Raw genomic sequence first — 12,059 nt, 5'->3', positions numbered from 1 at the left:
ATGCCAACCACGCGACGACGATTTTTGAGCCTTGCCGGAGGCGTCACGGCTGCCGGGACGATCCCGATCATCACGCTGCGGCCGCTCGAGGCGACGCCTGCGATGCTCACCGCAGCGATCCGCAACGTCGTCGGCGAGGCATCGATCCGCACCGGCAGGGTGAAGCTCGACATTCCGCCGCTGGTCGAGAACGGCAACACCGTGCCGATGATGGTGAGCGTCGCCAGCCCGATGACGGCGACCGACTACGTCAAGAGCATCCATGTCTTCAACGAGAAGAACCCGCAGCCGAACATCGGCAACTTCTATCTCAATCCCTCCTCCGGCCGTGCCCAGGTCTCGACGAGGATCCGGCTCGCCGACACCCAGAAGGTGGTGGCGATCGCGCGGTTGTCCGACGACACCTTCTGGCAGGCCATGGCCGACGTGGTCGTGACGCTGGCCGCCTGCACCGAGGAGATGAACTGATGGCCGCGCTCATCAACGTTCCCGCAAAGGCGAAACGCGGCGACATCATCGAGATCCGTACCCTGACCTCGCACATCATGGAGACCGGCTTCCGCCACACCGCGGACGGCAGACTGGTGCCGCGCGATATCATCACGAGCTTCACCTGCCGCTACAACGGCGCCGAGATCTTCCGCGCCGACCTGTTTCCGGCGATCGCCGCGAATCCGTATCTGTCGTTCTTCACCGTCGCGAAGGAGAGCGGCAAGTTCGAATTCGAATGGACCGGCGACAACGGCTATTCATCCACCGCCTCCGCATCGATCACGGTCGAATGATTTTTTGGCGCGCGATAGCGGCGGCGATGCTGCTGGTCACGGGCCCCGCCCTGCTCGCCGGCGAAATCCCGCCCGATGCGCGCCGCTCCGGCTATTCGTTCATGGGGCCCGACACGCGCGCCATGCAGGACGACGACACGTCCAATCCGGGCATGCTGTTCGTGCTCGACGGCGAGACGCTGTGGGGCAAGAAGATGGGCGACGCCGGCAAGGCCTGCGCGGATTGTCATGGCGATGCGCGCAGCAGCATGAAGGGCGTCGCGGCGCGCTATCCCGCCTTCGACAACGCGCTGGTGCGTCCCGTCACGCTCGACCAGCGCATCAATCTCTGCCGGGCCAATCATCAGCAGGCACCGCCGCTACCTTACGAGAGCCGTGACCTTCTGGCCCTGTCCGCCTTCGTCGGCCACCAGTCGCGCGGCATTCCGATCGCCGCGGGCGACGATCCGCGGCTCAAGCCATTCGTCGACGAGGGCCGCGACCTCTTCATGCAGCGCGAGGGACAGCTCAATCTCGCCTGCACCAACTGCCACGACGACAACTTCGACAAGCGCCTCGCGGGCGCGCCGATCACGCAAGCGCAGCCGACCGGCTATCCGCTCTACCGCCTGGAGTGGCAGACGCTGGGGTCGATCGAGCGCCGGTTGCGCAGCTGCATTAGCGGCGTTCGCGCCCGGGCCTTTGATTACGGCTCGCCCGAGCTCGTCGCGCTCGAACTGTACCTGATGTCGCGGGCGCGCGGCCTGCCGATGGAGACGCCGGCCGTACGTCCCTGATCGTAGATTAGGACTAGGCAGGCGTGGTACGGCCGCTAGTATCCCTCCCAAAGAAAATGAGTCAAAGGGAGGGACTGAATTGGCCAACCACAACATCTCGCGCCGCACGCTGCTTAAGGGCACCGCCGCAACCGGCGCGCTCAGCCTGACCGGATTGCCCGCGCGCGCCGAGGTCAACTGGAAGAAATACGCCGGGACCAAGCTGGAGGTGATCCTCGCCAAGGGTCCACGCGGCGACAACCTGCAAAAGAACATCAAGGAGTTCACCGAGCTCACCGGCATCCAGGTCGAGTCCGAGCAGATCCCCGAGCAGCAACAGCGGCAGAAGGTCGTGATCGAGCTCACCTCGGGACGGCCGAGCTTCGACGTCGTGCATCTCAGCTATCACGTGCAGAAGCGGCAGTTCGAAAAAGCCGGCTGGCTCGCCGACATCACGCCCTTCATGAAGGACCCGACGCTGACCGCGCCGGATCTCGTCGAGAGCGACTTCTCGGCCGCCGGCCTGCAATACGCCAAGAACGACAAGGGCCAGATGCTGTCGCTGCCCTGGTCGGTCGACTATTTCATCCTCTATTACAACAAGGAGCTGTTTCAGAAAAAGGGCGTCGCTGTGCCCAAGACCTTCGACGAGATGATCGCGGCTGCCGAGAAGCTCACCGACGCCAAGGAAGGCACCTTCGGCTTCGTCGGGCGCGGCCTGCGCAATGCCAACATGACGTTGTGGACGAACTTCTTCCTCAATTGCGGCGGGGAATTCCTCGACGCCAAAGGCAACATCCTGACCGACGGTCCGGAAGCAATCGAGGCAACAAAAATCTACCAGACGCTGCTGACGAAGGTCGCTCCGCCCGGCGTCGTCGGCTTCAACTGGATGGAGTCGATGGCTTCGTTCACGCAAGGACGTTCCGCAATGTGGATCGACGGCGTTGGCTGGGCGCCGCCGCTGGAAGATCCTGCCGCCTCGCGCGTCGTCGGCAAGGTCGGCTACACCGTCGTCCCCGCCGGACCGAAGGGACAATATTCGGCCACCTATGGTGACGGCATCGGCATCGCTGCGGCGAGCAAGAACAAGGAAGCCGCCTATCTGCTCTGCCAGTGGGTGGTCTCCAAGAAGCAAGGCGCGCGGCTGTTGCAGGCCGGCGGCGGCGTGCCGTTCCGCAACTCGATCCTGAATGACCCCGAGGTCCAGAGCGGCGTGAAGATGCCGAAGGAATGGCTGCAGTCGGTGATTGATTCCGCCAAGATCAGCAAGCTGGGCCTGCCCGTGATCATCCCGGTCGCCGAATTCCGCGATCTTGTCGGCGCCGCAATTACCTCGACCATCACAGGTACCGACCCCGCCACAGAGCTGAAAAAAGCCCACGAGCAGTTCCGGCCGATCCTGGAGCGCAGTGAAAAAGCGTGAGTGCGTTGACACAATCGACTCCGGCCGCGGCACGGTCCGAAGCCGCGCCGGAGAAGGAGCTGCGGCCGCCGTCCTACTGGCCCTTCGTGGTGCCGGCACTGGTCGTCGTGCTCGCCATCATCATCTTCCCGTGGGTCTTCACGATCTGGATGAGCCTGAACGAATGGAAGGTCGGTTCGCCGACCACCTTCGTCGGGTTCTCCAACTATCTGCGGCTCACGAGCGATCCGCGCTTTCTCGAGGCGGTGGGCCACACGCTGGTCTACACCGTGCTGTCGGTGGTGCTGCCCCTGATCCTCGGCACGCTCTCAGCCGTGGTGTTTCACCAGAACTTTGCCGGCCGCGGATTTCTGCGCGGCGTCTTCATCATGCCGATGATGGCGACGCCGGTGGCGATCGCGCTGGTCTGGACCATGATGTTCCACCCGCAGCTCGGCGTGCTGAACTATCTGCTGTCGCTGGTCGGGATCCCCGCACAGCTCTGGGTCTTTCACCCCGCAACCGTGATTCCCTCGCTGGTGCTGGTCGAGACCTGGCAATGGACGCCGCTGGTGATGCTGATCGTGCTCGGCGGCCTCGCCGCGATCCCGACAGAGCCTTACGAGAGCGCGCAGATCGACGGCGCCAGCTTCTGGCAGGTGTTCCGCTTCATCACGCTGCCGCTGATCATGCCGTTCCTGTTCATCGCCGGCATGATCCGCATGATCGACGCGGTGAAGAGCTTCGACATCATCTTCGCGATCACGCAAGGCGGACCGGGGTCGGCCTCGGAGACCATCAACATCTACCTCTACAGCGTCGCCTTCACCTATTACGACCTCGGCTACGGCTCGGCGATCGCGGTCGTGTTCTTCCTGCTGATTGTCCTGCTTGCGGCGGTGATGCTCTATGCCCGCCAGCGCATGCTGTGGACCGAAATCGCGAGGGGCGCATGACACCCCGTCAGATCATCGGCAAAATCGGCCTGTGGCTCTCCGTCTTCATCATCGTCTCGCCGGCGATCCTGTTCTTCCTCTGGATGATCTCGCTGTCGCTCAAGTTCGAGGTCGACAATGCCGCCTACCCGCCGGTGTTCTTTCCGGATCGCATCGCCTGGAAGAACTATGCCGACGTGCTCGCCTCCAACCGCTTCCTGACCTATTTCATGAACAGCCTGATCGTCACCGGCAGCGCGACCGTGCTGGCGCTCATCGTCGGGGTCCCCGCCGGCTACGGCATCGCGCGCATGGCCGCGCATAAATCCGCGATCGTGATCCTGATCGCCCGCATCACGCCGGGCCTGTCCTACCTCATCCCGCTGTTCCTGCTGTTCCAGTGGCTCGGTCTGCTCGGCACGCTGGTGCCGCAGATCATCATCCATCTCGTCGTGACCGTGCCGATCGTGATCTGGATCATGATCGGCTATTTCGAGACGACTCCGATGGAGCTGGAAGAAGCCGCCCTCATCGACGGTGCCGGCCGCTGGCAGGTGTTCCGCCACGTCGCGCTGCCGATCGCCAAGCCCGGCATCGCGGTCGCCTTCATTCTCGCGGTGATCTTCTCCTGGAACAATTTTGTGTTCGGCATCGTGCTGGCAGGGCGCGAAACGCGCACGCTTCCGGTTGCGGTCTACAACATGATCTCGTTCGACCAGTTGAGCTGGGGCCCGCTGGCCGCCGCCGCGCTGATCGTCACCTTCCCGGTGCTGCTGCTGACGGTGCTGGCGCAGAGGCAGATCGTCGCCGGACTGACGGCGGGGGCTGTGAAGGGCGGATAACAGATGAAACGGCCGGGCGACACGACGTCGCCCGGCCGGTTTTGTTGCTGCCGTCCGTTCCTACTCCGCCGGCGCGGCGTGCATCTCCGGATGCGCGGCGTAGTGCTCGGTGGTGCCGAGCTTGCTCGCCGCGAACAGTCCGGCCGCCATCACGGCGTAGGCAAATGCCACTGCGGGCGTGACGCCGAAGCCGCCGCCGATGCCGACGGCTTCGCCGTGCATGAAGCCGAAATAGGTAAGCACCGCACCGACCAGAGCGAACGCCGAGGCCTTCTCGAAATCGCGCTCGATGATGAAGACGCCGATCGCGCCGAGGATGAGGCCGCCGAGAATGGAGCCGCCGCCCATCACCTCGAGGCCGTGATAGAATACGCCCTGCTGCGGCAGCGCTGCGACCGCAGCTGTCTTGACCGCGTCGGCCTTGTCGGCGGCCATGCCGCCGACGGTCGCCGCCGCACTCATGGTCGAGGCCAGCATGGTGTCGATCTGGAGCTTGGCCCAGGCCGCCAGATGCGGCGTCAGCGCCAGCACGATCGCGGGCGCGTGCTTGACCGGCGTGGTCTGGAACGCCTGCGCGCCGATGAGCATGCCGATATAGAGCAGGATCGGCGAGATCGCGACGACGGGCACCAGCGCCAGCAGCACCGAGATGATGCCGAACCAGGCCAGCACCACCACCATGATGCCGGTCGCGGCCGAATAGCCGATGCGGCCGCCCATCGCCTTCCAGCCGGGATGGCCGATATAGACCGCGTTGATGAAGGGATTGCCCATCAGGCAGCCGATCAGGCTGACGACGCCGTCGGCGGTGAGCACGCGCGTGGTCGGATATTCGTCGCCGGCCGCTTCCGCGCTCTCGACATTGTCCATGGCCTCGACGAGGTCGTAGATGCCGAAGGGAATGGCGGTGACGAGGATGATGCCGAGGAACTCGAAGCCGGAGAAGACGTAGCCCACGGCGGGAATCGGCACCGAGAAGCCGAAGTTTGCGAAGGCAGCGCCAACGCCCGCAATGCTCAACCCGCCGAGGCCGAGCCCGAACAGGTTCGAGCCCCAGGCGATGATCATGCCGGCCGCAATGGCGACGAGGCCCGCGGGAATGCCGCGCCAGTATTTCACGCCGCCGAACCAGCTCACCAGGATGATGGCGAAGCAGACGAGACCGATCTGCGGCGTCATGTACATCTCAAGTGCGGGCCGCATCGAGATGAAGGTGACGGAGACGCCGGCGAGCGTGCCGAGCAGCGCCGCGCGCGGCGTGATTTTTCGAATGAACGGGGCAATGAAGCCGCCGATCATCAGGATGAAGCTCTGGAAGAACACCCAGACGAGACCGGCCGACCAGCCCTTGAGCGGATCGCCGGTCTTGAGCGTGATCGGCAGCATGATCACGAAGGTGACGATGAACATGTGCGGCACGCTGACGCCCGACGGCAGCGCGCAGACATCGTCGCGGCCGGTTTTCTGCGCGAGGCGATAGGCGAGATACGCATAATAGAAGGTGGACAGGCACATCATCAGCCCGAGTGCGGGCAGGATGCGGCCGAACACGAGGCTATCAGGCATCTTCAAAACGAAGCGCAACAGGCCCGTGAGCACGAGCATGTTGACGAGGATGTTGGTGCCGAAGCCGAAAAACGCGTTCCAGTCGCCCGATGTCCATAGTGCCGGCTTGAAATCGGACTTGCTCAGATCAGATTTGCCGGCCGTCCCCATCAATGTGCTCATGATAATACCCCTATGTGGTCGAAACTTTCATTGCCTCCAGAACTGCGGCTGAGTCCGCGACCCAGCCGAAGATGCCGCCCTGGGCCTTGATCATCCTCAGGCCCATCTCGTGAAACTCGGGGAAGTACGATGCGCAGCCGTCCGAAATGACGACGCAGCGATAACCGCGGTCGTTGGCTTCGCGCACGGTGGTGTTGACGCACACTTCAGTGGTGACGCCGCACACCAGGAGATTTTCGATGCCGTATTTCTCCAGCACATCGGTCAGCTCGGTGGCGTAGAACGCGCCCTTGCCGGGCTTGTCGATCACGACCTCGCTGTCGAGCGGATAGAGCTCGGGGATGATGTCGTGGCCGGCCTCGCCGCGAATGAGGATGCGGCCCATCGGGCCGGGATCGCCGATGCGCAGGGACGGCGCGCCGCGCTCGACCTTCGCCGGCGGTGCATCGGACAGGTCAGGCAGATGGCCCTCGCGGGTGTGGATCACCAGCATGCCGGTGTCGCGCGCCGCCTTCAGCACGGCGCCGATCGGCTTCACCGCGCGCGCGAGCTGGCTGACGTCATTGCCCAGCGTCTCGCCGAAGCCGCCGGGCTCCATGAAGTCGCGCTGCATGTCGATGATGAGAAGCGCGGTGGCGGGCCAGTCGAGCTTGATCGGCTCGGGCTCGGCGCTGATGACGCCCGGTGTCGGCTTGGCTGAGTTCAACATAACGCAGGCCCCCGCGAGAACTCTCTTTGCCAGGAGTTCTGCAAGCGCCGTGCCATTGTGTACAATAACGATCGGACCGACGGCGCGCGGAAATTTACTGCGCTGTCAGAATGTTATCGGAGGAGCGCGGGTCTGCTTATTCGCTGTGCGACGGCTTTACGGCGTGCATTTGCTCAAAGCATGAGCGACGGCCGAGCCCGCTTTTTTAGCGGGCAGTATCTCCATACAGCCGCCGATACTCCTCCTCATACGGCGCATAGGAGTCCTTCAGCGTCGCCATGTTGAGCAGCATCGTCGCCACCACCGTACCCGCCTTGTCGAACACGCGCGTCTTTGCCCAGGCGCTTTCGGTGCGGCGGCTGCCGGAGAGCGCGACCACCTCGCGCTCGACTTCATATTCCTCGTTGACAAAGAGCGGACCCTTCACCAGGCGGATCTCCTGGTCGGCGAACAGACCGACGGCCGGTCCCCTGGCCGGCAGCGGATCCTCCTTGGAGCGGTACTGGAACAGCACGCTCAGCATCTCCATCGGGATGATCGGCCTGCGCCAAGGATTCGCAAAAGCATTGTCCGCGCCCGAATAGTACGGCGAGCTCTCGGTGATGACGGCGAGCTTCTGCCTGAGCGAGAACGGATAGAGGTCGCCCATGTTCTGGTCGAACGCCATCCGCACCGTCTGCCGCTTGCCGGTCTGTGCCACCTTCACGTCGCGCAGGATGACGGGATCGGTGAGCGGCTTGAGCTCGCCAAGACGCGTCTCGAGCGCGGTTGCAACCTGTGCATCACCGACCGAGGCCGTCCCGCGCAGCACCTCGGTGCCGTCGCGCTTCACCATCTGGATCTGGCATTGGCTTGTGCCCGGCAATGGCTTCGACAGGATCGCCTGCACCTCCTCGCCCTCGTAGCAGACGCTGCGGTAATGCGCGGACAGGCAGCCACTCTCGAACCAGGCCTGCCCCCACAGCCGCGCGCCGAGCGGGGCGAACTGGCTGAAATGCGTCGGGCCTTCGATGGTGCCGCCCTTGAAGCCGAGCTTCTGGGCGGTGGCATCGTCATGGATGGAGGCGTGCGCATCGTAGGTTTGCGCCTGAAGCATCTGGCGCGGCTTGCGCCACGGCCCGATCAGCGCCTCGGCGGTCTCGGTGATCTCGGTTCCGAATGCGTTTGCAGTCATGGCTTTCCTCCACAGGCAGCCATGACTAACAGGACCGCCACGGATGCGGCCAGCGATATTGACTTCGGTGGTCCATGCTTTTGACTGGCAACACCCGCTTCGCAAGCGCCGCACCTTTTTCCGCGGCGCAAAATCCCCGCCGGACCAAGAAGAACAAGGACATCGAAATGACGCTGATGCAGGTCGAGCTGGACGATAAATACCGGCTCGAATCGAAGCGGATCTTCCTGTCCGGAACGCAGGCCCTGGTCCGCCTCCCCATGTTGCAGCGCGAACGCGACCGGCTTCAGGGCCTCAACACCGGCGGCTTCATCTCGGGCTATCGCGGTTCCCCGCTCGGCATGTACGACCACGCGCTGTGGCGCGCGAAGTCGCATCTGCAGCAGCACGACATCGCCTTCGTCCCCGGCCTGAATGAGGATCTGGCGGCAACCGCCGTCTGGGGCAGCCAGCAGGTCGGCCTGTTTCCCGGCGCCAAGGTCGATGGTGTGTTCGGCATCTGGTACGGCAAGGGGCCGGGCGTCGACCGCTCGGTCGATGCGCTCAAGCATGCCAATGCGGCCGGCACCTCGCTCAATGGCGGCGTGCTCGCGCTCGCGGGCGACGACCATGGCTGCCAGTCCTCGACGCTGGCGCATCAGAGCGAGCAGGTGTTCGCGGCGGCGATGATCCCCGTGATCAATCCCGCCACGCTGCAGGATTATCTCGATCTGGGTCTCTACGGTTTCGCGCTGTCGCGCTTCTCCGGCTGCTGGGTCGGCTTCAAGGCGATCAGCGAGACCGTGGAGAGCTCGGCATCGATCGACAGCGACCCTGAACGCATCAAGATCGTGCTGCCCGATGATTTCGAGATGCCGCCCGGCGGCCTCAACATCCGCTGGCCCGATCCGCCGCTGGAGGCCGAGAAGCGCCTGTTCGGCCCGAAGATGGCCGCCGTGCAGGCCTTCGCCCGCGCCAACCAGCTCGACCGCATCGTGCTCGATTCCAGGCCGGCCCGGCTCGGCATCGTCGCGACCGGCAAGGCCTATCTCGATCTCCGCCAGGCGCTGGCTGACCTCGGCATCACCGACAAGGACGCGCAGGATCTCGGCCTTCGCATCTACAAGGTCGCGCTGACCTGGCCGCTGGAGGAAAGCGGCGCCAGGCGTTTCGCCGAAGGTCTTCAGGACGTGCTGGTGGTCGAAGAGAAGCGCGGCTTCATCGAAGACCAGCTGATGCGCATCCTCTACAACGTGGATGCCTCAAAGCGCCCGACCGTCACGGGCAAGCGCGACGAAAGCGGCGCGCCGCTGTTGCCGAGCGAGGGTGAGCTGACGCCGACGATCGTGGCCTCCGCCCTCGTCGCGCGGCTGCGCAAGCTCGGCCATCACAGCCCGGTGCTCGAGCAGCGCCTGGCGCGGCTCGAGGCCTTCGACAATCCCGTCACCACGAGCACGCAGATCACGCTCGCGCGCACGCCGTTCTTCTGCTCGGGTTGTCCGCACAACACCTCGACGCGCGTGCCCGAAGGCAGCCGCGCCATGGCCGGCATCGGCTGCCACGGCATGGCCCTGAGCATGCCGACCCGTCGCACCGATTTGATCTCGCATATGGGCGCCGAAGGCGTGAACTGGATCGGCCAGTCGCCCTTCACCACCGAGAAGCACATTTTCCAGAATCTCGGCGACGGCACCTACACCCATTCCGGCCTGCTGGCGCTCCGCGCCGCCTCCGCCGCCGGCATCAACATCACCTACAAGATCCTCTACAATGACGCCGTGGCGATGACCGGCGGCCAGCCGGCCGAAGGCGCCTTCAACGTCGCGCAGATCGCGCATCAGGTCTGGGCGGAAGGCGTCAAGCGGCTTGCGATCGTCTCGGACGATCCCAGCAAATACCCTGAAGGCAACTACTTCCCGCAGGGCGCGACCATCCATCACCGCCGCGAGCTCGATGCCGTGCAGCGCGAGCTGCGCGATATCAAGGGCCTCACGGTCATCATCTACGACCAGACCTGCGCAGCGGAAAAGCGCCGCCGCCGCAAGCGCGGGCTCTATCCCGATCCCGCCAAGCGCGCCTTCATCAACGAGCTCGTCTGCGAAGGCTGCGGCGACTGCTCGCAGGCCTCCAACTGCGTCTCGGTGCAGCCGCTGGAGACCGAATTCGGCCGCAAGCGCCAGATCGACCAGTCGAACTGCAACAAGGACTTTTCCTGCGTCGAGGGCTTTTGCCCGAGCTTTGTCACCGTGCATGGCGGCACGCTGAAGCGCATGAAGACCTCGGCCGTGGATTCCGGGCAGCTGTTCGCCGATCTGCCGCTGCCGCCGGCGCGTGAGCTCGACGGCCCCTACAACATCCTCGTCACCGGCATCGGCGGCACCGGCGTCATCACCATCGGCGCCCTGCTTGGCATGGCCGCCCATGTCGACGGCCGCGGCTGTTCCGCGCTCGATTTCACCGGCCTGTCGCAGAAGAACGGCGCGGTGATGAGCCATGTCCGCATCGCGCCGAAGCCGGAAGACATCTCCGCCGTGCGCATCACCACCGGCGGCGCCGACGTCATCCTCGGCTGCGACATGATCGTCTCGGCCGGCCCGACCGCGCTCAGCCGCGCCGAGCGCGGAATGACCAAGGCCTACATCAACGCCGATCTGCAGCCGACCGCGAGCTTCGTGCAAAACCCCGATCTCGATTTCGAGATGGGCGCGATGCAGACCGTGCTGCGCGACGCCATCGGCGACAAGAACCTCGACATCATCGACGCGACAGGCATTGCCGCTGCGCTGATGGGCGACAGCATCGCGACCAATCCCTTCATGCTCGGCTTCGCCTTCCAGAAGGGCGCGATCCCGCTCTCGCTGGAGGCCCTGCTCCGCGCCATCGAGATCAATGGTGCCGCCATCGAGATGAACAAGCTCGCCTTCACCTGGGGGCGCCTTGCCGCCCATGACATGTCGCGGGTGCGCAGCGTGCTCCAGTTCAAGGCCCGCGCTTCCGCGCCCACAAAATCGCTCGACGACATCATCGCGACGCGCGCGGAGTTTTTGACGGGCTATCAGGACAAGGCCTACGCCGACCGCTATCTTTCGGCGGTTGCCAAGGTGCGCAAGGCGGAGAGCGCCGCCTCGCCCGCGTCCACCGAGCTGACGGAAGCCGTGGCGAAGAACCTGTTCAAGCTGATGTCCTACAAGGACGAGTACGAGGTCGCACGGCTCTATACCGACGGCAGTTTTGCGAAGAAGGTGTCGGAGAAGTTCGACGGCGACTTCACGCTGAAGTATCACCTGGCACCGCCGATCTTCGCCAAGCGTGACAAGACGACCGGCCGCCTCCAGAAGCAGGAGTTCGGCGGCTGGATGCTCCATGCCTTCCGCGTGCTGGCAAAGCTGAAATTCTTGCGTGGCGGCGCGTTCGATCCGTTCGGCCGCACCGAGGAACGCCGGACCGAGCGCAAGCTGATCGAGGATTATTTTGCCATGATCGATCAGCGCATCGCTGGATTGAAGGCGGAGCAGATCCCGCTGCTGGCACGACTTGCGCGCGTGCCGGAGAGCATCCGCGGCTTCGGCCATGTCAAGGAAGCCAATATCAAGCTGGCGGCGGCCGAGAGGGCGCAGCTTGAAGCGGAGCTGGAGAACAGCCGCTTTGCCGCGGCTGCGGAGTAGCGGCCGCATTGTCACCAAGCACACAGGTGTCGTCGCCCGGCTTGACCGGGCGATCCAGTACTCCGAGACGGCAGTGAAATAC

General features: G+C 64.4%; 10 protein-coding genes. 7 read left to right on the top strand and 3 right to left on the bottom strand.

All coding sequences use genetic code 11. The features are described from left to right. The 6 genes from JQ603_RS25510 (at nucleotide 1) to JQ603_RS25485 (ending at nucleotide 4,722) form a co-directional block, all read left to right on the top strand. Entirely contained in the window at nucleotides 1–468 is a 468-nt protein-coding gene (locus JQ603_RS25510) for a SoxY-related AACIE arm protein (RefSeq protein WP_212343436.1), read from the top strand. Then, nucleotides 468–785, top strand: a complete 318-nt coding sequence (gene soxZ, locus JQ603_RS25505; RefSeq protein ID WP_212343435.1) for a thiosulfate oxidation carrier complex protein SoxZ — start codon at nucleotides 468–470, stop codon at nucleotides 783–785. The genes JQ603_RS25510 and soxZ overlap by 1 nt, the downstream gene beginning before the upstream one ends. Further along, nucleotides 782–1,561, top strand: a complete 780-nt coding sequence (soxA, locus tag JQ603_RS25500) for a sulfur oxidation c-type cytochrome SoxA (RefSeq protein ID WP_212343434.1) — start codon at nucleotides 782–784, stop codon at nucleotides 1,559–1,561. The genes soxZ and soxA overlap by 4 nt, the downstream gene beginning before the upstream one ends. A 79-nt stretch (nucleotides 1,562–1,640) precedes the next feature. After that, nucleotides 1,641–2,966 (top strand): ABC transporter substrate-binding protein, encoded by a 1,326-nt coding sequence (locus JQ603_RS25495; RefSeq protein ID WP_212343433.1) that lies wholly within the window; start codon nucleotides 1,641–1,643, stop codon nucleotides 2,964–2,966. After that, the gene (locus tag JQ603_RS25490; protein WP_212343432.1) at nucleotides 2,963–3,901 is read left to right on the top strand and encodes a carbohydrate ABC transporter permease; all 939 of its coding nucleotides are present in this window, start codon (nucleotides 2,963–2,965) and stop codon (nucleotides 3,899–3,901) included. Before JQ603_RS25495 ends, JQ603_RS25490 begins: the two co-directional genes overlap by 4 nt. Continuing rightward, complete coding sequence (locus JQ603_RS25485; RefSeq protein ID WP_212343431.1) at nucleotides 3,898–4,722, top strand: carbohydrate ABC transporter permease; 825 nt, start codon at nucleotides 3,898–3,900, stop codon at nucleotides 4,720–4,722. The genes JQ603_RS25490 and JQ603_RS25485 overlap by 4 nt, the downstream gene beginning before the upstream one ends. A gap of 60 nt (nucleotides 4,723–4,782) precedes the next feature. On the opposite strand, the gene JQ603_RS25480 is transcribed toward JQ603_RS25485, so the two are convergent. The 3 genes from JQ603_RS25480 to JQ603_RS25470 form a co-directional block, all read right to left on the bottom strand. Beyond that, the gene (locus JQ603_RS25480) at nucleotides 4,783–6,450 is read right to left on the bottom strand and encodes a regulator (protein ID WP_212343430.1); all 1,668 of its coding nucleotides are present in this window, start codon (nucleotides 6,448–6,450) and stop codon (nucleotides 4,783–4,785) included. Nucleotides 6,451–6,460: 10 nt separating this feature from the next. Beyond that, entirely contained in the window at nucleotides 6,461–7,159 is a 699-nt protein-coding gene (locus JQ603_RS25475) for a cysteine hydrolase family protein (protein ID WP_212343429.1), read from the bottom strand. Between the two features lie 205 nt (nucleotides 7,160–7,364). Then, nucleotides 7,365–8,333, bottom strand: a complete 969-nt coding sequence (locus JQ603_RS25470) for a hypothetical protein (RefSeq protein ID WP_212343428.1) — start codon at nucleotides 8,331–8,333, stop codon at nucleotides 7,365–7,367. A gap of 161 nt (nucleotides 8,334–8,494) precedes the next feature. Here JQ603_RS25470 and JQ603_RS25465 point away from each other — a divergent pair, with 161 nt between their 5' ends. Beyond that, nucleotides 8,495–11,977 (top strand): indolepyruvate ferredoxin oxidoreductase family protein, encoded by a 3,483-nt coding sequence (locus tag JQ603_RS25465; protein WP_349630761.1) that lies wholly within the window; start codon nucleotides 8,495–8,497, stop codon nucleotides 11,975–11,977. Nucleotides 11,978–12,059 lie beyond the last annotated feature (82 nt).

It is taken from the genome of Bradyrhizobium liaoningense (genome assembly GCF_018130825.1).
Classification (GTDB): domain Bacteria; phylum Pseudomonadota; class Alphaproteobacteria; order Rhizobiales; family Xanthobacteraceae; genus Bradyrhizobium; species Bradyrhizobium liaoningense_B.
This window is presented reverse-complemented; position numbering and strand designations above follow the sequence as displayed.